The 22,478-nt window shown below is 69.5% G+C and carries 26 protein-coding genes and 3 pseudogenes; 17 read left to right on the top strand and 12 right to left on the bottom strand.

Annotated elements, in window-relative coordinates:
* Positions 1-39: 39 nt before the first annotated feature.
* The 6 genes and pseudogenes from TR49_RS32765 (at position 40) to TR49_RS44780 (ending at position 6,631) form a co-directional block, all read left to right on the top strand.
* A complete protein-coding gene (locus tag TR49_RS32765) occupies positions 40-2,346 on the top strand; it encodes a DEAD/DEAH box helicase (protein ID WP_042388126.1) in 2,307 nt (768 codons plus the stop codon).
* 800 nt (positions 2,347-3,146) lie between these two features.
* Positions 3,147-3,545 carry a hypothetical protein gene (locus TR49_RS32760; RefSeq protein WP_042388124.1) on the top strand — a complete coding sequence of 133 codons (399 nt, stop codon included), beginning with the start codon at positions 3,147-3,149 and terminating at the stop codon, positions 3,543-3,545.
* A gap of 445 nt (positions 3,546-3,990) precedes the next feature.
* A pseudogene (locus TR49_RS45080) lies at positions 3,991-4,179 on the top strand (acyl-CoA dehydrogenase); the annotation flags it as partial.
* Positions 4,180-4,490: 311 nt separating this feature from the next.
* Positions 4,491-5,711: a PP2C family protein-serine/threonine phosphatase gene (locus tag TR49_RS32750; RefSeq protein ID WP_042388121.1), complete on the top strand. Its 1,221-nt coding sequence runs from the start codon at positions 4,491-4,493 to the stop codon at positions 5,709-5,711.
* A 21-nt stretch (positions 5,712-5,732) separates the two neighbouring features.
* Positions 5,733-6,226, top strand: a pseudogene (locus TR49_RS46860) (DUF5994 family protein); the annotation flags it as partial.
* A gap of 51 nt (positions 6,227-6,277) precedes the next feature.
* Positions 6,278-6,631: a hypothetical protein gene (locus tag TR49_RS44780; RefSeq protein WP_042388119.1), complete on the top strand. Its 354-nt coding sequence runs from the start codon at positions 6,278-6,280 to the stop codon at positions 6,629-6,631.
* A gap of 394 nt (positions 6,632-7,025) precedes the next feature.
* On the opposite strand, the gene TR49_RS32740 is transcribed toward TR49_RS44780, so the two are convergent.
* Entirely contained in the window at positions 7,026-7,283 is a 258-nt protein-coding gene (locus tag TR49_RS32740) for a hypothetical protein (protein WP_042388118.1), read from the bottom strand.
* Between the two features lie 286 nt (positions 7,284-7,569).
* On the opposite strand from TR49_RS32740, the gene TR49_RS32735 reads away from it, so the two are divergent.
* From TR49_RS32735 to TR49_RS44635, 5 genes are all read left to right on the top strand, one after another.
* Positions 7,570-8,052, top strand: coding sequence for a DUF5994 family protein (locus TR49_RS32735; RefSeq protein ID WP_052434839.1), 483 nt, complete (start codon positions 7,570-7,572; stop codon positions 8,050-8,052).
* 57 nt (positions 8,053-8,109) lie between these two features.
* The gene (locus TR49_RS32730) at positions 8,110-9,378 is read left to right on the top strand and encodes an ATP-binding protein (protein ID WP_042388116.1); all 1,269 of its coding nucleotides are present in this window, start codon (positions 8,110-8,112) and stop codon (positions 9,376-9,378) included.
* Positions 9,379-9,459: 81 nt separating this feature from the next.
* The gene (locus tag TR49_RS32725) at positions 9,460-10,440 is read left to right on the top strand and encodes a magnesium transporter CorA family protein (protein ID WP_042388114.1); all 981 of its coding nucleotides are present in this window, start codon (positions 9,460-9,462) and stop codon (positions 10,438-10,440) included.
* A 53-nt stretch (positions 10,441-10,493) separates the two neighbouring features.
* On the top strand, positions 10,494-10,850 hold the full coding sequence (locus TR49_RS32720) for a PRC-barrel domain-containing protein (protein ID WP_042388177.1): 357 nt from the start codon (positions 10,494-10,496) through the stop codon (positions 10,848-10,850).
* 31 nt (positions 10,851-10,881) lie between these two features.
* On the top strand, positions 10,882-11,049 hold the full coding sequence (locus TR49_RS44635; protein WP_162837967.1) for a hypothetical protein: 168 nt from the start codon (positions 10,882-10,884) through the stop codon (positions 11,047-11,049).
* 40 nt (positions 11,050-11,089) lie between these two features.
* Here the strand turns inward: TR49_RS44635 and TR49_RS32715 are convergent, their stop codons facing one another.
* The 3 genes from TR49_RS32715 to TR49_RS32705 all read right to left on the bottom strand — a co-directional run bounded on the left by TR49_RS32715 (position 11,090) and on the right by TR49_RS32705 (position 12,838).
* Positions 11,090-11,362, bottom strand: coding sequence for a hypothetical protein (locus TR49_RS32715; protein WP_152627566.1), 273 nt, complete (start codon positions 11,360-11,362; stop codon positions 11,090-11,092).
* Positions 11,363-11,414: 52 nt separating this feature from the next.
* Positions 11,415-12,380, bottom strand: a complete 966-nt coding sequence (locus TR49_RS32710) for a ribose-phosphate diphosphokinase (RefSeq protein ID WP_042388111.1) — start codon at positions 12,378-12,380, stop codon at positions 11,415-11,417.
* A gap of 62 nt (positions 12,381-12,442) precedes the next feature.
* Entirely contained in the window at positions 12,443-12,838 is a 396-nt protein-coding gene (locus tag TR49_RS32705; protein WP_042388109.1) for a CBS domain-containing protein, read from the bottom strand.
* A 438-nt stretch (positions 12,839-13,276) separates the two neighbouring features.
* On the opposite strand from TR49_RS32705, the pseudogene TR49_RS32700 reads away from it, so the two are divergent.
* Positions 13,277-13,664 (top strand): annotated as a pseudogene (locus tag TR49_RS32700) (inorganic diphosphatase).
* Between the two features lie 466 nt (positions 13,665-14,130).
* Positions 14,131-15,132 (top strand): hypothetical protein, encoded by a 1,002-nt coding sequence (locus TR49_RS32695; protein WP_042388108.1) that lies wholly within the window; start codon positions 14,131-14,133, stop codon positions 15,130-15,132.
* 83 nt (positions 15,133-15,215) lie between these two features.
* On the opposite strand, the gene TR49_RS32690 is transcribed toward TR49_RS32695, so the two are convergent.
* Positions 15,216-15,542, bottom strand: a complete 327-nt coding sequence (locus TR49_RS32690) for a hypothetical protein (protein ID WP_152627565.1) — start codon at positions 15,540-15,542, stop codon at positions 15,216-15,218.
* A 16-nt stretch (positions 15,543-15,558) separates the two neighbouring features.
* On the opposite strand from TR49_RS32690, the gene TR49_RS43255 reads away from it, so the two are divergent.
* On the top strand, positions 15,559-16,131 hold the full coding sequence (locus TR49_RS43255) for a hypothetical protein (RefSeq protein WP_152627564.1): 573 nt from the start codon (positions 15,559-15,561) through the stop codon (positions 16,129-16,131).
* A gap of 280 nt (positions 16,132-16,411) precedes the next feature.
* On the top strand, positions 16,412-16,639 hold the full coding sequence (locus TR49_RS41970) for a hypothetical protein (protein WP_084725668.1): 228 nt from the start codon (positions 16,412-16,414) through the stop codon (positions 16,637-16,639).
* Between the two features lie 81 nt (positions 16,640-16,720).
* Here TR49_RS41970 and TR49_RS32680 read toward each other — a convergent pair whose 3' ends face one another.
* Positions 16,721-17,260, bottom strand: coding sequence for a TetR/AcrR family transcriptional regulator C-terminal domain-containing protein (locus TR49_RS32680; RefSeq protein WP_084725667.1), 540 nt, complete (start codon positions 17,258-17,260; stop codon positions 16,721-16,723).
* On the opposite strand from TR49_RS32680, the gene TR49_RS43250 reads away from it, so the two are divergent.
* Together TR49_RS43250 and TR49_RS41965 are read left to right on the top strand one after the other, a co-directional pair.
* Positions 17,232-17,570 carry a hypothetical protein gene (locus TR49_RS43250; RefSeq protein WP_152627563.1) on the top strand — a complete coding sequence of 113 codons (339 nt, stop codon included), beginning with the start codon at positions 17,232-17,234 and terminating at the stop codon, positions 17,568-17,570. The two genes, TR49_RS32680 and TR49_RS43250, sit on opposite strands and share 29 nt — an antisense overlap.
* A gap of 18 nt (positions 17,571-17,588) precedes the next feature.
* Positions 17,589-17,786: a CsbD family protein gene (locus tag TR49_RS41965; RefSeq protein WP_369405354.1), complete on the top strand. Its 198-nt coding sequence runs from the start codon at positions 17,589-17,591 to the stop codon at positions 17,784-17,786.
* A gap of 205 nt (positions 17,787-17,991) precedes the next feature.
* Here the strand turns inward: TR49_RS41965 and TR49_RS32675 are convergent, their stop codons facing one another.
* The 6 genes from TR49_RS32675 to TR49_RS32655 all read right to left on the bottom strand — a co-directional run bounded on the left by TR49_RS32675 (position 17,992) and on the right by TR49_RS32655 (position 22,429).
* Positions 17,992-18,732, bottom strand: coding sequence for a GAF domain-containing protein (locus tag TR49_RS32675; RefSeq protein ID WP_042388099.1), 741 nt, complete (start codon positions 18,730-18,732; stop codon positions 17,992-17,994).
* Positions 18,733-18,737: 5 nt separating this feature from the next.
* Positions 18,738-19,460, bottom strand: coding sequence for an ANTAR domain-containing protein (locus tag TR49_RS32670; protein WP_042388175.1), 723 nt, complete (start codon positions 19,458-19,460; stop codon positions 18,738-18,740).
* A gap of 359 nt (positions 19,461-19,819) precedes the next feature.
* Positions 19,820-20,218, bottom strand: a complete 399-nt coding sequence (locus TR49_RS32665; RefSeq protein ID WP_236653631.1) for an STAS domain-containing protein — start codon at positions 20,216-20,218, stop codon at positions 19,820-19,822.
* 277 nt (positions 20,219-20,495) lie between these two features.
* Positions 20,496-21,497: an SPFH domain-containing protein gene (locus TR49_RS32660; RefSeq protein ID WP_439654145.1), complete on the bottom strand. Its 1,002-nt coding sequence runs from the start codon at positions 21,495-21,497 to the stop codon at positions 20,496-20,498.
* A gap of 138 nt (positions 21,498-21,635) precedes the next feature.
* Positions 21,636-21,806 (bottom strand): hypothetical protein, encoded by a 171-nt coding sequence (locus TR49_RS44155; protein WP_160311673.1) that lies wholly within the window; start codon positions 21,804-21,806, stop codon positions 21,636-21,638.
* 5 nt (positions 21,807-21,811) lie between these two features.
* The gene (locus TR49_RS32655; RefSeq protein ID WP_042388097.1) at positions 21,812-22,429 is read right to left on the bottom strand and encodes a DUF5994 family protein; all 618 of its coding nucleotides are present in this window, start codon (positions 22,427-22,429) and stop codon (positions 21,812-21,814) included.
* Positions 22,430-22,478: the final 49 nt, after the last annotated feature.

The raw sequence follows: 22,478 nt of genomic DNA, 5'->3' as shown, positions 1-22,478 counted from the left end.
CCCGATGCAGGACCGCTCGCTCGGAAGGGAATCAGGGAAGTGGAGACCCAGTTCGTGGACACCGATGCCGCTCCCCGCCCCGTCGACGACGCCGCGGACCAGGTGGCACCGCACCAGCGCGCCCCCGAGGCGGCCGGACCCTTTCTGATGCCGCTGCGTGAACATCAAAAGCAGGCTGTCACCGCGGCCTGGCGCGCGATCCGGGACGGCGGCCGCGCAATCGTCGAGTCCTGCTGCGGCTCCGGGAAGACCCTCATCGCCGCGGCCTGCGCACGCCGCATCGCACCGCGCGGCACGGTGCTGGCCACCATGCCCACCATCGAACTGGTCTGGCAGACCGCTGGCGTCTGGCTGGGGCACGGCGGCCGCCGCGGGCCGGTCGTTATTGTCTGCTCCTCGTCGGAGAACCGCGAACTCGAGGAAGCCGGGTTGAGGGTCGACGCGGTCATCACCACGAAGCCTCAAAGGATCGCCGAAGTGGTGCGCGCGGCTGCGGGCGGCCCGGTCACGGTGTTCGCCACCTACGCCAGCATCGACCGTGTGGTGGAGGCCCACGCGCTGCACGCGATGCCGGGCTTTGACCTCGCGGTCATCGACGAGGCCCACCGCACCGCGGGCTCGTCCGCGAAGCCCTGGGCCGCCGTCCACGACGACACGAAGATTCCCTCACGCCGTCGCCTGTACTTCACCGCCACGCCGCGCATCGCCGGCGGCATCACCGAAGGGCTGGAGGACAACGCCCACAACGTCGTCTGCTCCATGGACGATCCCGAAGCGTACGGCGAGACGGTCTTCCGCTACCCGGTCGCGCAGGGCATCGCCGACGGACTCATCGCCGACTACGAGGTCATCGTCCCGGTCATCACCGACCAGGACCTCCGGGAGCTTCTCAACGAGCCCGGCATCTTGGACCTGCGCTCGCGCCGCACCAACGAGGAACTCCAGCGTCTGGCGCTGCAGATCGCGACCTGCCGCACGATCGACACCTACCAGCTGGAGCGGGTCATCACCTATCACTCCCGCATCCGCGGCGCCCGTGACTTCGTCCGCACCCTCCACCACGCCGCCCAGCTCCTCCCGCCCAGCGACCGCCTCACCCACCTCTACCGCGTCGCCGTCGCCGGCAGCGACCGGCTCAAGGACCGCCGTCGCGCCTTCAAGGAGTTCACCACCCGGAGCTCCGACGGCGGCCACCGCTGCGCCCTGATCGCCAACAGTCGCCTGCTGGCTGAAGGCATCGACCTTCCGGCCGTCGACGCCGTGATCTTTGCCGACCCCAAGAACTCGATCGTCGACATCGTCCAAGGCGCGGGCCGCGCCTTCCGCGTCCCCTTCGGCGTCACCGACAAGGTCGCCAGAATCATCATTCCCGTCTATCTCCCCGCCGCCGGCGCTGGCGAGAACCAGGAGCAGGACGGCACCGAGACCGAGACGGAGCTCAACCGCAGCGCCTTCGCCGCCGTCTGGCAGGTCCTGCGCGCGCTCGCCGCCCACGACGAGCGCGTCGCCGCCCGCATCACCGAACTGCGCACCAACCGCTACGGCGCCGAGCGACTGCGCCCGCACACCGCCGAACCGGGCCTGGAAGAAGGCCAGGACGCCGAAGGGCTGGAGGACAACCTCCCGACCGAGGACGTCGAGTGGCTGCGCGTGGAGACCACCGCCTACGAGAACCAGATCCTGCGCGCCCTCAAGCTCCGTGCGCTCAGCCCCCGCACCGCCGAGTGGGAGAAGTGGTTCGAGCGCGCAGAGGCGTTCTCCCAGCAGCACGGGCACCTCGATGTCCGCGAAAGCGACCTCGTCGACTGGCTGAACCGGCAGCGCGAGCAGCACGCGGCCGGACGCCTCGACGCCGCCCGGATCAGCGAACTCGACCAGATCGGCATGATCTGGGACAAGCACGCCCACGCCTGGGAACGCGGCTACGCCTACGCCAAGGCCTGGCACGCGGTTCACGGCGACCTGGCCATCCCCGCAGGCGCCAAGATCGACGGCTACACCGTGGGCCGGTGGATGCGCGCGCAGCGCCTGAACGAGAACGTGACCCCAGAGCAGCGGCATGTGCTGGACGCTGTGGACCCGCTATGGCGATGGGATCCGAAGTGGCAGCGCGGCTACCGCCGCATGGCCGCGTACATGAAGGCCGGCGGAAGGCTCAGCGGTCCGCGCAACCGCTCCGGCCTCGGCGACGATGTCGGCTTTCGCCCCGGGGTGTGGCAGCACCAACAGATTGAGCAAATTGGCACGCTCGACGTGGCCCAAGTGGCGCTTCTCGACCAACTGGGTAGTTGGCGCCCCTGCGATGATGGGCCGTCGTCGGGCGGCTCACTTGCTCTCAGGGGCTGACCTGGGGAGAACACAGGCGACGACTCCAGCACGCACAGTCCAAGACCGGCCCGGGCGCTGATCCTGCATAACAAGCCTACGAGCCACTTGAACCAACAGAGCACAACTACAGACCAGACCACCCACCGGGTGCGCACGCGCAGCGAAGGAAGCACGTCCTGCCGGAGGAATCGAGTCGATGCCTCCTCGCTTCTAGATCTGACCGAGTTTCCTCTTCACATGTGGGGAGGGTGACAGGATTTGAACGTGTGACCCCTTGGCCCGGTCAAGGGGTCGCAGGTTCAAATCCTGTCGTCCCGACCGCGTTTTCGCAGGCCAGCGAGAGCCTCACAAAACACCTCATTGTCCAGCGTGCGGAGTGTGTGGTCCCCAATTGGCCCCCAGGGTCGGGAGGCGTGTCCGCGACGATGGTGTCTTGGAAGCTGAGACGAGGCTGCCTCCTGGCCGGTGCTGTTGAAGGCGGCGAGTGCTACTCACCGTTACGTGGCCTTGTCCGTGCACGTGCCGCCAGGTTGATCACCTGGCGTCCGGCGTGGCTGTCGTGGACTTGAGGGGTAGGCTGAGGCCAGCCGATCGCTGCCGAGTTCGACGACCTCTTCGAGTGGATCCTGGACCCAGATCTCCGCTGAGTCTGGCCGACCGCGACCGAGACGCACGAGACCGGATACGCCTCCCTCGTCGAGGCCGAGCTGCCCTGGACCAAAGCCGACGACACCGACGTCGAGGTCAGCGCACGGGAGGGCACGTCAACGCGCCTGGAACTGGCGCCCACACCTCCTGGAACAGGAGGACACTTCGCCATGCCTGGCATCTATGCCCTCATCGATCCCGACGGACGGCTGCACTTCCGTGACGGCGACACCCGCGCGATGCTCAACGACCCCAACGCCGCGCACGCCAGCACCGTCGCCTTCACCATCCTGCGCGCCCGGGGCAGAGCCCAAGGACTGTGCGGCTACACAGAGGACGGCTCCCTCGCCTCTGGCCGGCAACCCAACCCGGTCGGCCAGGCGCTCATGGCTGCCTTCGGCAGCCCCGAACCGCCGATCCACGGCGCCCTGGCCATCTGCGGCACCCATGACATCCCCGGTGACACCATGACCGGCCTGTGCGGACTGAGTGAACCCCAGCAGCGACTCATCCGCTCCGCCCACGCCCGAGTGCGCCAAGCAAGAGGGGAAGCCGGCCACCGGCCATGACCACGCTGAGGGCCGAGTACGGAGTCGCCACCGCCGTACTGTGGCACATCGTCCCAGACGCCAACGGCGCCGCCCTCTGCCACAGACTGTTGTCATCTATCGCAGAGGTGCGCCCGATGACCGATGCTGACTGCGAAGACGCCGAAGTCAGTCAGCTGTGTCCGCGCTGCCGTACCGCCCTGGAGCGGGCTCCCAGAGAGACCGATGACCAGAGCTGAGACCTTGCCAGCAGACGGCCGGCACTGAATCCGGCTGGGCCCCGACGTTGAGGGTGCTGAACTCGGTGAGCCCGCGGGTGTCGAGCCGGGTGCCGATCACGGCCCCTTCCGAAGGGCCAACGGTCGAGACGGCCCTCGTACCTGGGCTTGGAGCGGTGCGGCGGCGATCGGATCGCGGCTCGTGCTGTCCGGCTCGGCATGGCCGAGCCGGACCACGGCTCCGACCCGGCGTCGCTGTCGTGTGGGGGCAGGCTGACGAGGGGCATCCGCCGGGTTCGTCGTGCCGACGGACGCGCCGGGGTTCTCGGTTCCGGAGATCAAGCACAAGGGCTCGCTGCGAGCGTCCGTGACCTCCGAGCTGGTGCCGGCCAACATGGGGCCGCCTGCCGGCGGTCCTCCCCGAGGTCCGCGGCCTGTAGGGCCCGCTGTCCTGCCTGAGCCAGGACCGCTACGGCATCCACCGGGGTGTGCAGGCCGACGGGAACGACCCGTGTTCCACGTCGAAACCGGTTGCGAAGACTGCTGGGGCCGATCGAGGTTGTCCACCAGCGCGGCGTCTTCCGCGCCGCAGCGCCTCGCCGAGTCCTGCCGGATCCGCCGCCTCGGCCACCCTGGGCTAGGGACTCCCCTGTCCGCATGGCCGTCCACGCTACTCCTGCCTGACCCGTGCGCGTGACGTGTCCTGGTAGCAGGCGCGGTCACCGGGAATGCGTGGTCGGATGGCTTTATGGAGGAGCGTGAGCGAGATCGGGTCGCGCCCGAGGCCAGGGGCGCGGGGAAGTTCGGCGGACACCTGCTGGGTCGTCTCCTGGATCGTGCGGCCGCCGTGCAGCCGCGGCTCTTCCCCTCGGCGGTCGCGCAGGAGCTCGCCGCCGCCGGCGGGCGGGACGCCGTGCTGCTGCTCCAGGACTACGAGCAACTGCTCCTCGTCCCCCTGTCATACGACGACTGCGCCGGCACGGGCTCACAGCCGATCGTCGGTTCACCGGCGGGGCGGGCCCTCGTGGAGGAGCGCCTGGTCGCGCTGCCCGAGGCAGACGGGCTGCGGGTCTACCTCCCGCTGACCGACGGCGGCGAGAACCTCGGCGTGCTGGCACTGACCGTGGACCGCCTCGACGACCGGGAGGGAGCAGAACTGACCCAGTTCGCCACCCTGGTGGCGAGCCTGCTGACGTCACGGGACCGGTCCACGGACCTGTTCACCCGGGCACGGCGGCGCCGTCCGATGAGTGTCGCCGCCGAGATTCAGTGGTCCCTGCTGCCTCCGCTGACGATGTCGGTCCCCGAGGTGGAGGTGGCGGGTTTCCTGGAGCCGGCCTACGAGGTCGCTGGGGACAGCTTTGACTACGCCCTGAACGGCGACACGCTGCATGCCGCCGTGATCGACGCCATGGGGCACGGCCTGAAGGCCGCAGTGATGGCCACCGCAGCGATCGGCGCCTACCGCCACGCGCGGCGTGCGGGCGTCGGCCTGGCTGAGATCTACGCCTACATGGACGAGGTGATCGCGGACCAGTTCGACCCCGAGCACTTCGCCACGGCGCAGATGATGCGGCTGGACGTCTCGACCGGACGGTTGCAGTGGGTCAACGCCGGGCACCCCGCGCCGCTGCTCGTTCGCGACCACGACGTCGTTCGGATTCTCGACGGCCCGACCACGCTGCCTGTCGGCTTCGGAGGCGAGAAGCCGCTGGTCAGCGAGGTGAACCTGCAACCAGGAGACCGGATCGTCTGCTTCACCGACGGCGTGGTCGAAGAGCACACCTCGGGCGGCATTCAGTTCGGCCGCACGCAGCTCATCGACATCGCCGCACGCGTGGGGCGCGCCGGGAACGGCCTGGCAGCCACCACACGCGCCCTCTCCCACGCCCTCAACGCAGCACGGGGCGGGCGCACCAGCGACGACGCAACGATCTTCCTGATCGAATGGCGTGGAACGGGCCGTTGACGGACCTGCCCGCGGGCGTGGATGCGCACCGCGGATCCGGCCGCAACCGGTCAGGAGCGGAGTACGGTGAAGGTACCGAGGGTTCTTCGGACACTGGCGGCCATGCCCTGTCGTTCTCGGCGAACGCCGACACCGGGCCTGCCGCGGCGGGCCCGGGGACAGGCCCGCATCATGACCCGACTGCCGCTTCCCAGGCGGCCTCCCGCGCTGCCCGACCCTCCGCCGTCCATGCCCCGCCCGCGCTTCGCGCTCAAGCCCGCCGGCCCGCCATCCGGTCTGTTCGACGGGGCCTGGTGGCCTCACTCCGATGACCTTGCGCACGAACTTCCGCTGCTCATAGCCGAGTTGGACCATGGCTGGGGGCGCATCACCCGTGTGACTGTCGACCCTGCCACTGGAGGCAGCCGCTGCCGGCCCGTCTGCCGATTGCAGGCCGTGTCATCCGGATCGGCTGGTGCGCCGTCGAACAGGATCCGCACAAGCTCCTGCTCCTCTCCTTCGGCGTCGGACGCTGCGACCTGCTGGTCGTCCCGCCGCAGACGGACCCGACCACCGCCGCCCGGCTGATGGCGGCGACCACCGACCCGGCCACTCGGCAGACCGCAAGCGCCCTGCTCGCCGCTGCCGTCGTCCTGGCCACCAACGCCTGGGAGTCCGACGGGAGCGTCCTCGCCGGCGCCTCCCTGACGCCTGGGCAAGCTCTACCCGCTCGGCACTCGGCGGCCGACGGCACGGTCGAGCACCTCAAGGCCCGGTTCGAGCAGCAGGGGACGTTCGGCGAAGCGGAGCTGTGGGCGGCCCGGCTGTCCAGGGCTGCGGAGGCCCGTGGCGGGAGCCTTGGACTCGAAGCGCTGGCCGAGGAGACCGGGCTCACGTACGAGCAGATCGGAGCGGGCACCCTGTGGCAGCTGCTGTGCTAGAAGGGGAGCAGTCCGTAGCCGCGGAGCTGTTGCCGGCGCGCTCGACTGATGAGGCATCAGAGTTCCGCTGGTCTGCGGACATCGTGCGCGGGCGTCGACCTGGTGTCGTGTTCGCGGCGCCATCCGGCGGTAGGGCGGGGCGCAGCGGGGGAGACCAAGCCCGGGGCGGGGGAAGGTGACGGAGGGCCGTCGAAGCAGTGACACGGACATGGTGCGCGTCCTGTCTCCGGGCCTGCGGGCAGGCCCGGTGTCGGCGTTCGCCGAGAACGGCAGGGGCACTGCAGCCGGTGTTCGGAAGACCTTCGGTGCTTTCAGCCCACTCCGCGCCGGGCCGGATGGGACCGGCCCCAGGTCCCTGATCATCAGCATGGCACGGGGACAGTTCGCGCCGGGATCAGACCTCGCCGGGGTGTGGGTGGTCGCCGCCGGACGAACGGTCGGGGAGCGGACCGGGCGCTTCGGGGGCGCGTGTGGTGTCCACTGTGAGGTGCAGTCTCGTACCGGTCCCGTCCGGCCCCGCCGGATAGCTGCGCTGTTCGGTGCTCACGAACGTGCTGCGCAGCACAAGCGCGACCTGGCACGCGGCGTCCGGCGTGGCTGCGATGACGCGGACGTCGGCGTGCCCGAGCGGCGGCAACGGCTCGTCCTGCACAGGTCCTCCACTCCCCACAGACAGGTGACACGGTGTGGGCCGGTCGGTGGCCGACCGCCGGCCGGGCTTCCGGGGTCCCCCCCACCGTGGATCGTCGACCCTGCGACCGTCGGGAGCCACGGCAGCCAGTGGCAGGGCTTGGCGCGCCCGACGGCCTTCACGCTACTCCGGCCCCACCGGAGTAGCGTGGAATCGGCCCCGGAAGCGGCTCGGCGCGTCGGCCTTTGCCTGGCGGAGCGACGTCGGCCGTCGGGCGGGGTGGTCCGTTGCGGACAGGCGGTGTCCCATGAGTGTCGATCCTTCCACCACGCCGTCAGCGGGAAGGCTGCTGCCGGACGGGAACGACTGGCCGCGGGCGCCCGGTGCGGTGGTCCTGCGGCTGGAGACGACCGCGTCACGGCTCGGGGCGCACGACGGGGCCTGGTGGCCGCGCTCACGCGACGTGGTTGCGGAGCTTCCGGCACTCATCACGGCGGTGACGGAGTCCGTGGGACCGATCGAACGGGTGGGCCTGGACGCCGCCGCGTGGGACGAGGTGCCAGGACGGATGACCGTCGACGACCGGGTCGTCCATATCGACTGGTTCCCGGTCGGCGACGACACGGTGATCCTCACCCGCGGCTACCACGACCACTTCGTGCTCCTGGTCGTTCCTCCCGACGCGGACCCTGCGGCCGCCCAGGCCGCCATGGCCGCGGCGGTGCTGGCCGGCGCCTCGGATTCGGCCCGGCAGATCTTCGTCAAGACCGGCATCACATCCGCGGCGTGACCCGTGGACCGCCGGACGACAGGGAAGCCCCAGGACTACGACCCCCGAGGGCCGACCGTGGCCGTGTGGCACGTCCGTGACTCCACACCGGACGATCTCGAGGCAGTGGTGCGGCTCGACGGTGAGAACGCCGGCGCGGACCCGCCCGCTGTCTTCCGTCTCTCGGAGGTCGTGGCCGCGCTGCAGGCCGGGAATCCGAGCGTGGTTGCGGTGGCCGAGGGACATCTCGTGGGTGCGGCGGTGGGCCGGGTGGACGGGGACCGGGCCTGGGTGCTGCGCGTCGCCCTGCATCCGGCCTGGCGCAACCTGGGTCTCGGCACGGCGCTGGTCTCGGCGCTGGAGCATCGTCTCCAGGCGGCCGGAGCCAGGATCGTCGCGGCCGTTCTTTCGACGGAGGCGACCGGCGCCACGGCGTTGGGCAACTCGGGCTTCTCCCATCACCAGGGTCTGACGTACTTCGAGAAGGTCGCCGTGGTGAGTGCCCAGGGCTCGGCGGTTCTGGCGTCGCTGGGGGGATCGGTGCCCGATGCCGGTCTCTGGGGGCAGCTGAGAGGGATGACCGACGAGAAACGGCTCATCGAACGGCGCCTGGTGCTCCCGCTGGCCAATCCCGGGGTCGCGGACGAGCACGGCGTGGAACCTCCCCGCGCGGTGGTGCTGTTCGGGCCGCCGGGAACGGGGAAGAGCACGTTCGCCAGAGCGGTGGCCGGTCGGCTCGGGTGGCCGTTCGTCGAGCTCTTTCCCTCACGGCTGGCGTTGGAGGGTGGGCTCGCCACGGGCCTCGGTCACCGTTTCGGGCAGATCGCGGAGCTCGACCGGGTGCTGGTCTTCATCGACGAGGTCGAAGAGGTCGCCAGTACGCGCAACCTCGCGGACCCGGCGTCGGTCGGCGTGGTCAACGAGCTCCTCAAGTCGATCGTGAGCTTCCGGGAGCGTGACGGCAGGCTGCTGGTGTGCGCCACCAACGCGGTCTCCGCCTTGGACCCGGCTTTCCTGCGGCATGGCCGCTTCGACTACGTCCTGCCGGTCGGGCCGCCGGACCGGGAGGCCCGCATCGCGTTGTGGACCGGGTACATCGCCAAGACGGGCACGGACGCCGACACGGAAGCCCTGGCGGACGCCAGCGACGGATTCACTCCCGCCGACATCAAGCAGGTCGCCCGGGGGGTCGCCCAGACGGTCTTCGAGCGCACTCTCGACACCGGCGAACGGGCACGTCCCACCACTGCGGACTACCTGGACGCCATCGGCAGCACCCGGGCGACGGTGACCGAGGAGATGGCCCGGGAGTTCGCCGACGACGCGACCCGGTACGGCCGGACCTGAGGACTCGCGGCGCAGGGGGCGACACTCCGCAGGCGTCGGCCGCGTCCGGCCCTGCCGAAGTGTCGCGGTTATGGTCGGAGCATGGCCCGTACCCGGCTCTACCGAAGCGGCGTCCTCGCCCGGGAGGGCTTCCCGGTCAGCGACGTCTCGCGGTATCTGGCGGAGCCGGACGCCGTCGTGTGGCTGGACCTGTGCCGACCGGAGCCGGCCGACTTCGCGGCGGTGGGCGAGGAGCTGGGGCTGCACGAGCTCGCGCTCGAGGACGCCGTGCACGCCGGACAGCGCCCGAAACTGGACAGCTACCGGTCCCACCAGTTCCTCAGCGCCTACGCGGTTTCCGTCGCCCCGGACGGCGTGAGTCTGGTGACCAGTGAGATCGCCGTGCTGATCACCGCGAACGCGCTGATCACAGTCCGCAAGGACGCCAGTCTGCCGCTCGACGAGGTGGTGGCGCGCTGGGACCGGGCGCCTGCCGCCGCCTCCCCGGCGCCCGGTTTGGGCCTGCTGCTGTACGGGTTGCTGGACTACCTGGTGGACGGGCATTTCGCCGCCGTGCAGCATTTCGACGACCGCATCGAGGAACTCGACGAACTGCTCTTCGGGGAGGAACGCAAGCAGATCCAGGAGGTGCAGCGGCGCTCGTACGAGCTGCGCAAGTCGCTGGTACGTCTGCGCCGGGTGGTGCTCCCCATGCGGGAGGTCGTCAACTCGCTGATGCGTCCGGACCTGGGGGTGGTGCCGGAGCCGCTCATGCCGTACTACCGCGACGTCTACGACCACGTCCTGCGCGTCACCGAGTGGACCGAGTCGCTGCGGGACATGCTCACCTCCCTGGTGGAGACCAACCTCTCGGTCCAGGCCAACCGCATGAACATGATCATGAAGAAGGTGACCAGCTGGGCGGCGATCATCGCCGTCCCGACCGCGATCACCGGCTTCTACGGGCAGAACGTGCCCTACCCCGGCTTCGGGAAGGAGTCGGGATTCCTCGTCTCCAGTCTCGTCATCGTCGTCCTCTCGGTGCTGCTGTACGTCGCCTTCAAACGCAAGGACTGGCTCTGACCGGAGTCGGGGGGCAAGCTGAATGGGGACATCCCGAGGAAGGGGGCCACATGGTGATCGAGGCTGCGGACATCCGCGAATGGCGCACCCAGCACGTCGTGGACCCGGGCGGCCACAAGATCGGCGTGATGGAGGCGGTCTACGTGGACACCACCACCGACGCGCCGGCCATGGCCACGGTGCAGGTCGGCCTGCCCACCCGTCACCGACTGGTCTTCGTCCCCCTCGACGGAGCGGTCGTCGGCCCCGGGTACGTCCGGGTCAACTACGCGAAGTCGCAAGTGAAGGGCTGCCCGGCGATCGGTGTGGACGATGTCCTCCCCGCGACGGAGGAGGAAGCGATCTTCCGGCACTACGGCCTGACCTACCAGCCCGGAACGGCGGGCGAGCGGCAACTCGCCCGGCGATGAACGACATGCCCCGCACGGAAGGGAGCGCGTGATGGCTCTGTTCCTGCTCGTGATCATCGTGGCGATCGTGCTCGGGATCGTCGGCGCCGTCGCCAAGGGCCTGCTGTACCTCCTGGTCATCGGAGCCGTGCTCCTGGTGGCCGACCTGATCTACCTGGGCTGGCGCTGGAGGCGATCGGGGCGCCAGGCCCAGCGCTGACGCCCGCGCCGGGCGCGGAAATCCGGGCACCGCGGCTGTGCTAGCCGGGCGGGTGCTGTGCCCCGTCCAGTTGTTCCTGGAGCCACTTCAGCGCTTCCGGCGTGGCCCCGTTCGCCCTCGCATAGTCGAGCAGCCGCTCGACCTGGCCGTCCAGGAGCAGCCGGACGTCCTGCTGCTGCGCGACCAGGAATCCCGCCGCCATACCCTTCATCCCCCAGGCGGCGAGGGCCTGCTCCACGGCCGCCCGGTCGCCCCTGCCAGCATCGTCCATGATCCGGTCGGTCAGGGCCTCCAGGTCGATATCCATCGTCATGCACCCCAGCCTGCGCGGCTCGCCGCGGATGCGCGAGACGACCCACCCCAGGTCACCCCGGGTACACCCGGACGCCGCCCACCCCACCCTGGACCGGGGACGCCACGGCGGGCTCGTCGCCGTGCAGCAGGTCGACGGCATCGGCGAGCAGCGGAGCCACGGAGCACACCTGGAGCGGCAACCCTCCGGCAGACTCCACGGGAAGGGTGTCTGTGACGACCAGACGGCGGATCGGAAGCCGTCGGAGCCGGTCCCAGGCACCGCCGACGAGCAGGGCATGGGTCGTGGCCACAGTGATGTCGGCAACGGCGCCGTGGGCCAGCAGGACCTTCACGGCCGTCTCGACGGTGCCCGCGGTGCTGATCATGTCGTCGATGATCACCGCAGGTCGCTCCGCGACACCCCCGACCAGTTCCTCGGCCAGCACCTGCGTGCCGGACACGCGTGTCTTGCGGACCACGGCCACAGGGAGGCGCAGCAGCCGGCCGTAGTGCTCGACCAGCTTGACCGCGCCGAGGTCGGGTGCGACCAGCACGGCGGCCCGGGACAGCTCCTGGCCCAGGGCGTCCGCGAGCAGCGGCACGGCGGTGAGCACTTCGACCGGGACGCCGCACATCGCCTCGAGCGCGGCGGTGTGCGGATTGATGACGACCAGCCGGTCGGCGCCCGTGGCCACCAGCAGGTCGGCGGCGACTCGGGCGCCCACCGGCTGCCCGGCGGCGGTGCGCCGGTCCTGCCGGGCGTAGCCGAAGTACGGCACGAGCGCGGTGAGTCTGCGCGCACCTCCCCGGCGGCACGCGTCGAGCAGGAGCAGCAGCTCCACCAGGTTGTCGTTCACCGGCGGCCCCGTGGGCTGGACCAGGTACAGGTCCGCGCCCTGCACGTCGCCCACCACGGGCCGCAGTTCGCCGTCGGGGAAACGTTCGGTCTCGCAGGCCACCGGTTCGGTGCCGAGCGCCGCCGCGACGGCCTCCGCCAGGGCCCGGTGACCTGTCCCCGCGACGATCCGAGGCCTCATCGCCGATCCCCGTGTGCCACGACGACTCCTCTCCGCGACCCGCCGTCCGGACGGTCGGTCGGTCAGCTGCCGAGCTGCTCGGCGGTGATGACGCCCAGCGCGAAGCCGTCGGCGTCGACGACCGGCCAGACGTGTGCGCCGTGGTCGCGCATGGCCTCGGCGACGGCGTCGATCGGGGTGTCGGGGTGCGCGAAGGGCTCGAGTGGGCGGACGAGGTCACGCAGCCGTGTGTGCTGGCTGTACCAGGGCTGGGACAGGTAGCCGCTCAGGTCGTCCCTGGTGACCAGGCCGACACAGTGGCCGTCGTCGCCGCGGACGAGCAGGTGTTCCACGTGGGCGCTGTGCAGGATGTCGAGCGCCTTGTCGACGACGGTGTGGTCGCTGACCTGCAGGTCAGCGGGGACCATGACGTCGGCGGCGTGGGGATGGTCCGGGGACTTGTCGAGGGTGGACGCCATCGGGGTCTCCCTTGGTGCTCGGGGTCGCTCCCGGCTTCGAGACGCTCAGGGTGTCCTGGCCAGAGGCCGGACTCGAGGTCGGGGACCGGGGCGGATTCGACGCCTGGGCGGAGGGATCAGGCAGGGTGGGCGGTGGCGCGTCCTGATGAGCCCACGGGCGAGGCAGACGACGCACCGCGTCTGCCGTCGCATGCGTCATCCCCTTCAGTCCATGCTAACCGGGCGCTGTCCTGGCCGGAGGGGGGCCGATCGGCGGTACCCGGCTGCCGACCGGGCCGGCTTTTCCGTTCCGCGCGGTGTCGCCCCGTCGGCAGGGGAACCCCGGCCGTAGCCTGGAGTCGGCCGTCATGGTGCGCCGGTGTTCTGCGGCTGCGCGGTGAGGCGTCGAGGGCGGCACGGCCTCGCCCGTTGATCCCGTGCCGTCGGCAGGAGTGGGACATGGACTTCGTTGTCGTCGTCGAGATCCCCCAGGGGAGCCGCAACAAGTACGAGATGGACCACGCTCTCGGGCGCATCCGGTTGGACCGGATGCTCTTCACCTCCACCCGCTACCCGGCCGACTACGGCTACGTCGACGGCACTCTTGGACTGGACGGTGAACCGCTGGACGCACTCGTCCTGGGCGGTGAACCCACATTCCCGGGGGTGCTGATCCGCTGCCGTGCGCCCCCACGACCTCCGGGAGATCCAGCACTTCTTCGAGGTCTACAAGGACCTGGAGCCGGGCAAGTCCGTCGAGGGCGCCCACTGGGTCGGCCGCCAGGAGGCGGAGGAGGAGATCACCAACTCCATCAAGCGCCTCGCAGAGTCCGGCAAGAGCCACTGACCAGCGGCAGAAGGCACGACCGACGCCGCCGTCCCTCCGCACCGGACGGCGGCCGCACCTGAGCCCGGCGGACCAGCGTCCGCCGGTTGCATCCACCAGTCGGGTTGGGCAGCCACGTGTCCCGTCGCATTGAAGCTTGAGCGTTCTCACTCAACCCTGCTAACCGGTGGGTCGTCTCGCGGAAGCTTGAGTGGCGGTTGCTGCTGGTGGGGCGGGGCAGGCATGGGTGCGGTTGCTCGGGCGTGCGCGATCCACGAACCGACTGGTACGACCCGCCGGCGCAGTATGCATTCCCGGGGTCCTCGACGCCATCACGTGGCACGATCGTTCAGGCGCATTCTGGGCTGCCATTTGTGGCAGCGGGGCCTGCTCGATCGTCTGCTGGTCCGCGCCACACAGCAGCGTGCCGCCGTTCTAGCCTGAGCACTGCGAACTGCCAGAAAGGCCGACGGGGACGGGGGCATGGGTGGAGAGCGAGAATGTCAGGCAGCTGCTTGAGTGGCTTGCCGATGACGGTGCCGCACGGTCCCATTCGGGGGCAGAGGCCTTGGTGGAGAAGCTCGCCACCCTTGTGTTCCAGGGAGCTTGGGCGTGGCCGAACCATGCGGACCGGATCGATGAATACCGGGACCAGCTGCAGGAGTGGTTCGCGCACGACAGCGCCGCAGGGTCCCGTTTCATCGAACTGACCGGCCCGCACGCGGACCCGGGCGCCTTCGTGGACTGGTTCCTACCCCTGGTCCTCGAATGGGAGAACCAAGCGGCGCACAACGAACCCGACGGCGCGGAGGACGACCCGCCCAGTACCGGCTGGCCCAACCCGGAGCACGACGGAACCCCTGGCACCGAGTTCTACCGCGTCGACGAGTCCAGCCAGAAGTACCTGTACTCGGCCACCGCGGACGGCGTGGACTGGGCGACTTACGAGGAGCGCCGCTACACCGAGCCGGCCAGGAGCGACGACTACGGCCTCGACTACCGTTACGACCGCACAGGCGAGGTCTACGAATGGTACGACGAGTCCTCAGGGACGTGGAATGACCAGGCCTGGGCCGACCTGTTCGCCGCGAGCACGGAGGGCCTCCAGGCGTCCGCCGACCGCACCGAGGACGAGTGGGACGAGGCATGGGCCATGTTCTTCCGCACCGGCCCGGACGGCGCGTACGAATTCGCTGACGCCGTGGTCCCGGGCCAGCAGACGAGCGGCTGCAGCGACGTATGGCTCAGCCACGAACAGGTTCTCGCGCGTTACGCCGAAAACCAGGAGGCCACACCCGACGAAGAACTCGAAGAAGAGTATTCAGAAGAATCTCACGAGGAATTGCTGAGATCGGCGCATGCGCAAGCGCGAGTGGCCGTTGAGACCACACTGGCGGAAGACCCGGATGGCTGGGCTGAACTCAGCCCCGCAGATATTGAAGAAGTTATTTCGAGCCTCGCGCGAGACATAATTCACACCCAGGAATAGGGGAGGAAAGAGTTCATGAGCGAGGCTGGATGGGAAGAAGCCAACGAGGACGACTGGGGCGACGTCACGGCTGCAGACCCAACTCATGCCGGAGTCGAAAATGAAGCCCCAGTCGCAGCCAAATCGCGGAAGCGCCGGAATCGCAGCCAGCATGACGATGACGACCAGGCCGACTTCAATGATGACGACGACGCCTCTCGCGTGAACGTGAAGAAGATGAAAAAGGAACTCTTTGAGAAATCAAAACTGACCGTGGCGTCCCGAACGCGGTCCAAGACCGGGGTTTCGCACTTGCCCTCGTCCTCGTCGTCGTCCTCGTCCTCGTCGTCGCATTCCCGTCGGCCAGTCACGGCGAAGCAGTCTTCGTCATCCTCGTCGGCTGCGGCTACATCATCGTCTTCGTCATCCACATCCTCTCCTGCGCAGATGATTAAGTATGCGTTCAAATGTCTTGCAGTTGAAGACGCGAGCGAGAACTGGACCGTGGCCATCACCGACGCATCCTCGATGATAATCAGCAGGGCCAACGGCGTAACCTGGGGCGTGGCCGGAATGCGAAAAGCGGGCCGAGAGATTATGCAAATGCATGGGCGCACGCTGACAGGGGGCATTTACATCGCCAATAAGTTCACTAAGGGAGCTAGTAATCACAGTGAGATGTGCATCCTTGCTGCCGCCGAAAGGCTGGGCGAGAGGGTGACAGACCTCGAATGCGGTGCACAGAACTGCGGAGCGTGCGGAAGCGTGATCCAAGCCAAGGGCATTACTAATACTTCACCGGCGGGATCTGGTAGGTCTCAGACGGGCTGGAGTCACCCGTACGTGGCGGTATTCATCGGGACACAAAAAAGTGACGAGGCTATGCGTCTTGGTTGGTGGGAACAAGTCGAGCTGCTGGATACGGACCCCATAGGGGCTAGGGGCCTCATCGGTAAGTTCTCGACGAGTGATCAGCCATTGGGCAAGTACGTAAAGTACGAAGAGGCGGACGATGCCTGATACCGGGCGGCGGCAGAAGTCTGAGCTGACCTCGATTCTTCAGCGGTGCCGGTTGACTGAGGGGCTGTAAGCATCCAAGAGCTCGCGTGGCTTGTGGTGGGTTGACGATGTGGCAGGTGGGCTGCCGACCTGCCAGGCTTCATGGTCGTGCCTCTACCCCGCAACCAGCCAGCGCACAGAAACACAGCAAGGCAGAAGGACGCGGCCCACATGCACCCGGCTGGTCGGGCCGTCTGTGGGCCGTCCGAGAGCGGCCAGCAGTGACAGTGGCGCCCCAACAGTGAAAGTCCCGTCCAGCGATGACCGGGGCTGCCCAGCGTCCGCGCAGCTCCCCCTTGGGCGTGTCCACTTCGAGGTCTACAAGGACCTGGAACCCGGCAAGTCCTTCGACGGCTCCTCCTGGCTCGGCCGGTCGGCGGCCGAACAGGAGATCACCTCGGCACGAGCCAGGCCGGCTACCGGCCCCTCGCGGGAGCACGAGGCCGGGGCGACCCCGACGCACAGCTGACCCGGCGCCCGCACGAACTCCGGTCCGGCGCAGGCGGTCTGCAGCCGTGTCACCCCGTGGTTCCCGAGATATGACCTTTCGTCACATCGCGGGAGCCACGGAGGACCTGAGCCCGCCGACGAGGATGTCGAGACCGCGTTCGAGTTCCGCGGCGCCGTCGTAGGAGGCCAGGACCGAGGCGAGGCTGCGGAGCAGGGGGAATTCGTGGATCGGCAGGCGGTGCAGGCCCAGGCGCAGCAGGTCGTCGGTCTCGTCGGGGTTCTCGACGAGTTCCTGGAGTTCGTTGAGGACGTGTCCGTGCAGGAAGCCGAAGAAGGCGCGGTAGATGTGCAGGGCGTCGGCTCCGCTGAAGCCGGCGCGGGTCAGCAGGTCGAGGACGTCCTCGAGCGGGCGAAGAGTGCCGCGGGGGCGCAGGGCCAGTGGTGTGGCCAGCGGGCGGGTGGCCAGCAGGGGCACCACGTGGGGGTGGGTCAGCGCGATTCGGCGGAACTGGTGTGCCACACTGCGGAGTTGGGCGGTCCAGTCGGGGTCTGCGGGGTCCACCGTGAGCTCGGCGAGGACCGTCTCGGCGACGCCGTCGAGCAACGCGGCCTTGTTCTCCGCATGGCGGTACAGGCTCATCGGCCTGAACGCGCGCAGGGACCTGCGGCAATCCCGCCGCGAGACCGTCGCCGCGGACAAGGACCGCGAGGTTCTGGCCGGGCAGCGTGACACCGCCCGCGCAAGGACGGCAGCCGTCGCGCAGGAACGCGAAGACCTCGCGGAACAGCGTGACGACCTGATCGACCAGCGCGAACTCGGCCAGCGTGAACGCGTTCGTTCCGGATCGTCGGGTACGCGCGCGATCGCGGCATCGGACGGCGCTCCCGTGCCGTCGGGCGGAGGCACCCGCGGTCTGCATCTCTTCGGGTACCACGTCACTCGCCGCTAGGCCCCCGCCGAACGGCGAATCCCTCGCGAAAGGAACTCGGACATCAGTGTCGCCAAGAAGCTCGCCCACAAGGCCGAAGCGGTCAGGGGCGGCGCGAAGAAGGCCGCAGGCCGCGCCACCGGTGACCGCGCCTTGGAGGCCGAAGGCCGCACCGACCAGGTCAAGGGCAACACCAGGCAGGCCGGCGCGAAGGTCAAGGACGCGCTCAGGCCCTGACCTGGAGTGTCACACAACCGCCCCCGGCAGCCGAATCGGCAAAGCCGCCTACGTCCACTGGTCCTGGGCGCCGGATTCGCCCTGCACGCCCTGTGGCTGCTCGGCTTCGTCTTCCGAGGCCAGGGCAGCACCGCGGGCAGCCGCAGTCATTGGCACCGCTGGTAACCGTTGCGGTAAGCCGCTCCGGGCCCCGGAGTTGGTGAGGTCAGCGATGCCGGGGTGATCGGGGGATCTGGTCGGTGTCGAACTCGCCGTCGGCGATCAGCCGGGCCAGGTGCGAGAGCTGGTGGTGGTGGGAGCGGGCGTAGGCGCGGAACGCTGCGAACGCCTCGTCCGGGGTGACCTGCCAGCGCTCGGCCAGGATGCCCTTGACCTGTTCCAGGACGATCCGGCTGGTGAGTGCGTACTGGAGCTGTCCGCGCTCGGTCTCGCTGTGGGCCAGGGTGCGCTGCTGCAGGATGGCGATCGTCGCCACGTCCGCCAGTGCCTGGGCCAGTGCCGTGTCGGCGTCGCTCAGGGTACTGTCCCTGGTCTGGAACAGGCCGAGAGCGCCGATGACGCGCCCGCGCAGCCGCATCGGGATCGCGTTGGTGGACAGGAAGCCGGACTGCAGCGCGGCCGGGGTGAACTGCGGCCACGCCTGCGAGGCGTTCGGGTCCGCGAGGTCGATGTTGGTGCGCGGCCGGCCGCTGCGGTAGCACTCCACACAGGGACCCTGGTCGTACTGCAGGGCGAAGAGTTCCAGCAGCCGGGTGTCCTCGTCCGAAGCGGCCAGCACCTGCAGCACGTCGTGCTCGTCGGCCAGCAGCACCCCGCACGCCGCGACGTCCAGCAGTTCCACGCAGCGCTCGGACAACCGCTGGAGAAAGTCGATCAGGTCGAAGTCATCGATCAGGGAGTCGGCGACCTCCACGAAGACCTTGGTCAGTTGCTGCTCGCGGGCCATGGCGATCAGTCCTTGTCTGAGACGGGCAACGGGTTTCCGTCGCCGTTGCCGTTGAGGTCCAGGCGCAGCCGCCGCGCGACCACGTCCCGGGAGACGTCGGTGAGTGGCCGGCCGCTGCTGTAGGCGTGCGCGCGCAGCCGCAGCAGCGCCTGGGGCAGGGACACGTCGAGCTGGACGCTGACCATGCCGGTGGCCTGGTGCACGACGGCGTGCAGCAGCGCGTCGGCGGAATCGGCCGGAGCGGCCCCGTTCGGGCCCGGCACGACGCTGCCGAGTGCGCGCCCGGCCAGGGCATGCGCCAGGACCTGCGCGTCACCGACCTGCCCGTCGGTCAGCGGCCCGGCCGTCCGGCGTACCAGGGTCAGCACACCGACGCGGATCGCCCCGATGCCCATCGGGAAGCAGAACACCGCGCGGGCCGCCAGGCCGGCTGCCTCCACGCTCAGAGCCGGCCAGCGTTCGGGCCGCACCAGCGCGAGGTCGGGCACCAGCACCATCGCGTCGCCGCGCACGGCTTCGGGGCCGGGGCCCTCGCCGAGAGTGAACTGCAGGTCCTCGAAGCTGCCGGCGGCCTCGTCGGTGCACCACATCAGCTCCGCCCGGTCACCCCCGGTCGCCAGGGAGACCGTCAGCCCGGTCACGCCCAGGGTCACCGCGGCCAGCACGGCGACGTCCGCTGCGGCGTCGAACCCTTCGTCGCGCTGAAGCAGCCGCAGAACCTCGGCCATGCCGTCACTGATCACCGGTTGTCCTGTTCCGGAAGGACCTGGGACGTCGCAGATCGCCACCCGACAACGAAGGGGCTGCCGAGCTGACGGCGATAGCGCGTGCCCCCGTATCCCTACGACTCCCGACCAGTGCGACCACCGTACCGCGCTCTCCGTCGCACCGGTGCCCAGGCAACGAGGGGAGCTTCCGCAACGGCGACGACGCCGAGAGGAGCAGGGTGCGGGTCTCGCTGGTGCGGCCCATCGCGACCTCCTCGCTGCGTCGAGCGGGTCTCCCCGTGCAACACAGAGAACTTATGGCATCAGAGTAGTCGGGGATCTGCGGTACCGGCCCTGCCCGCGACGGAGGCTGGGCGGCTCTACGCCGGGCGCGCGGGCTGAGGCGCGAGCAGGAGGCTCTCGGTGTCGGTCAGGGCGAGCAATCGCGCAACCGGCGGTGCCGGGTGGTGCAGTCGCACGGATGCTCCGATGGCCGCGGCGCGGTGGTAGGCGTCCAGGAACGCGCTCAGGCCGCTGCAGTCGCAGAAGCCGACGTGGGTGAGCTCGACATCGATGGTGCGCGCGCCATCGAGCAGGCACCGCGTCAGGGCTCGGCGGACCAGTGAGACGGAATCCAGATCGATGTCGCCGATCAGGGTGATCTCTGCACTGCTCGCGCGATCGTGCCGCTCGACTGCCAACGTCGCCGCCCCCGCTCGGGGCTGGGGAAGGCTGTGGCTGACCATCAGGCGTTGAGTGACGACGCTTTCCGCGGACATCCAGATCTCCTCGGCTGTCTCGTCCGTGAGACCGCCGGGGGCTGGGGCAGCCGGAGCAAGGCCGCAGTTGCGACCTGAGGCCGGGCGTCGGGGGAGCTGCGTCGTACCGGCCTCGACCGTGCGCGCCGACCAGGCAAACAGGTGTTCTGCTGGGAACTCTACGACGTGCCGAGGCCGTCTGCTGTCACGCGGACCAGTCACGGAACCCGCTCACGGGCCCCGGAGCCTCGTCGCAGTGCGTCCCACTCCTCCCGCGGTCGGCCCGGGCCGTCAGGGGTCAGATCCGGGTGAGCGGTTCGTCGGGGCTGAAGGCAGTGGGCCATGAAGCGGCGCGAGTGCGGGCGACGTCGGCGCGCAGGCGGGCCTTGCCCAGTTCGCCGAACGGCGGGGCCTGTGAGGGCAGCATCGCCGGCGCGGAGTCGAAGCCCTGCTGGACGGGGACGGGGTGGAGCAGGGCTTGCAGGAGTTCGGCGTCCGAGGGGGCGAGCCCGCGGCGGGTCTCGGCCGGGGCGGGCACCGGGCGCGACTGGGTGTCGAAGAAGCGCAGCATCTCGACGGGGAAGGGCATCACCAGGGTGCTGTTCTTCTCCGCGGAGACGTCCACGACGGTCTGCAGTAGCCGGAGTTGGAGTGCGCCGGGGGTGTCGGCCATCACGGCGGCCGCCTCGGAGAGTTTCTGGGAGGCCTGGAACTCGCCGTCGGCGGCGATCACCCGGGCGCGGCGTTCACGTTCCGCCTCGGCCTGCTTGGACATGGAGCGCATCATCTGGTCGGGCAGGGCGATGTCCTTGATCTCGACGCGTTCGATGCGCAGTCCCCAGGGTTCCTCGGTCGGGGCGTCCATGACCTGTTTGAGTTCGGCGTTGATCTGGTCGCGGTCGGACAGCAGGGTGTCCAGGTCGGCGCGGCCGATGACGGAGCGGAGCGAGGTCTGGGCGATCTGGGAGACGGCGTGGGGGTAGTTGTTGACGTTGACCAGGGCTTTGACGGGGTTGATGACGCGGAAGTAGACGACCGCGTCGACGGTGACCGTGACGTTGTCAGCGGTGATGGCTCCCTGGGTGGCGACGCCGAGGACCTCGGTCTGGACCGAGACCTTCCGCATCCGGTCCCCGATCGGGCGGATCAGCCGCAAGCCCGGATCGCGCATGCCCGGCAGAAGCCGGCCGAAGCGGAAGACGACCCCCTTCTCGTACTGCTGCACGGTGCGCAGGCTGAGCGAGACCAGGACGAGGGCGGCGATCGCGAGGAGTACCGCGACAGTGATCAGGATGATCACGATGTTCACATCCTTCGATGGTTCGTCACGCTCCGCTGCGCGGACACCCGTCCGCAGTTGCGGACGGGTGTTTCCGGCGCAGGAATCGCCGGTTCACGCAGCGCGGCAGGTTCAGGAACAGGGCCCGGCGCGCCGCCGTCAGGGACGGTGAACCGCGTGCCGGGCTGCAGTGTCACGTCGGTGGAGGCCCCAACGGTGCGGCTGGACTGTCGTCGCCAAGGCGGTGTGACGGGCGTTGGCCAGTTGGATCAGCAGCACGCAGGCGTAGATCACGGCGGCGATCGCGAGCACGGTGAGGAGCGTCGTCACCGTTCTCACCTGCCTGAGGACACGCTGATGCGGCCGATGGGCATGATCAGCGGAACGGACCGTGCCGCGCCGCCCTCGGATTCCCATGCGGCTTCCGCGCCGATGTCACGGGCCGGGGCGTCGGCCGGGTTTGTCGCGTCGTTGACGCTGCGGTCGCGTTCGGCGGCGAGCAGGGCGCTCGCGGCGGACGAGCCGGCCGGGTCGCCCGCGGCGGCCATCAGCCGGGCGGCGGCCGCCTGGCTGGTTTGCGGTGGGATGACGAGCAGGTCCCAACGGCCCGTGCGGTAGGACAGGAGCAGGAGCTTGTGCGGGTCCTGCTCGGTGGTGAACCAGCCGACCTTGACCACATGTCCCTGAACCGGAACCTCGCGGGGCAGCGGTTCCCAGTGGCGAGGGTTCACGTTGACCCTGGTGATCCGCCCCCACACCCGGTCCAACGTGGGGATGAGTGAGGGCAGTTCGCGAAGGAGGTCGTCGGAGTGCGGCCACCAGGCGCCGTCCAGGGCCCCGACGGGGAGGCCGCCGCCTCCGGCGGCGGGCCGCAGGGCGAGGCGCAGCACGGGGGATTCCGTGCGGGGCGGGGGAAGGGCGAGCGAAGGTGGTCGCATGAGTGACACGGACATGATGCGCGTCCTGTCCCCGGACCCGCGCGCAGGCCCGGCGTCGGCGTTC

The organism is Streptacidiphilus melanogenes, from assembly GCF_000787835.1.
Lineage (GTDB): Bacteria > Actinomycetota > Actinomycetes > Streptomycetales > Streptomycetaceae > Streptacidiphilus > Streptacidiphilus melanogenes.
The sequence above is the reverse complement of the archived record's forward strand: the minus strand, read 5'-3'. Positions and strand labels throughout refer to the sequence as shown.

Excerpts from the sequence above, each read along its gene's own strand:
- TR49_RS32760 (WP_042388124.1), top strand. The coding sequence starts at position 3,147 with ATGCCTGGCATCTATGCCCTCATCGATCCCGACGGACGGCTGCACTTC.
- TR49_RS32750 (WP_042388121.1), top strand. The coding sequence starts at position 4,491 with ATGGAGGAGCGTGAGCGAGATCGGGTCGCGCCCGAGGCCAGGGGCGCG.
- TR49_RS44780 (WP_042388119.1), top strand. The coding sequence starts at position 6,278 with ATGGCGGCGACCACCGACCCGGCCACTCGGCAGACCGCAAGCGCCCTG.
- TR49_RS32735 (WP_052434839.1), top strand. The coding sequence starts at position 7,570 with ATGAGTGTCGATCCTTCCACCACGCCGTCAGCGGGAAGGCTGCTGCCG.
- TR49_RS32725 (WP_042388114.1), top strand. The coding sequence starts at position 9,460 with ATGGCCCGTACCCGGCTCTACCGAAGCGGCGTCCTCGCCCGGGAGGGC.
- TR49_RS44635 (WP_162837967.1), top strand. The coding sequence starts at position 10,882 with ATGGCTCTGTTCCTGCTCGTGATCATCGTGGCGATCGTGCTCGGGATC.
- TR49_RS32715 (WP_152627566.1), bottom strand. The coding sequence starts at position 11,362 with ATGACGATGGATATCGACCTGGAGGCCCTGACCGACCGGATCATGGAC.
- TR49_RS32710 (WP_042388111.1), bottom strand. The coding sequence starts at position 12,380 with ATGAGGCCTCGGATCGTCGCGGGGACAGGTCACCGGGCCCTGGCGGAG.
- TR49_RS32705 (WP_042388109.1), bottom strand. The coding sequence starts at position 12,838 with ATGGCGTCCACCCTCGACAAGTCCCCGGACCATCCCCACGCCGCCGAC.
- TR49_RS43255 (WP_152627564.1), top strand. The coding sequence starts at position 15,559 with ATGATTAAGTATGCGTTCAAATGTCTTGCAGTTGAAGACGCGAGCGAG.
- TR49_RS32680 (WP_084725667.1), bottom strand. The coding sequence starts at position 17,260 with ATGAGCCTGTACCGCCATGCGGAGAACAAGGCCGCGTTGCTCGACGGC.
- TR49_RS32675 (WP_042388099.1), bottom strand. The coding sequence starts at position 18,732 with ATGGCCCGCGAGCAGCAACTGACCAAGGTCTTCGTGGAGGTCGCCGAC.
- TR49_RS32670 (WP_042388175.1), bottom strand. The coding sequence starts at position 19,460 with ATGGCCGAGGTTCTGCGGCTGCTTCAGCGCGACGAAGGGTTCGACGCC.
- TR49_RS32665 (WP_236653631.1), bottom strand. The coding sequence starts at position 20,218 with ATGTCCGCGGAAAGCGTCGTCACTCAACGCCTGATGGTCAGCCACAGC.
- TR49_RS32655 (WP_042388097.1), bottom strand. The coding sequence starts at position 22,429 with ATGTCCGTGTCACTCATGCGACCACCTTCGCTCGCCCTTCCCCCGCCC.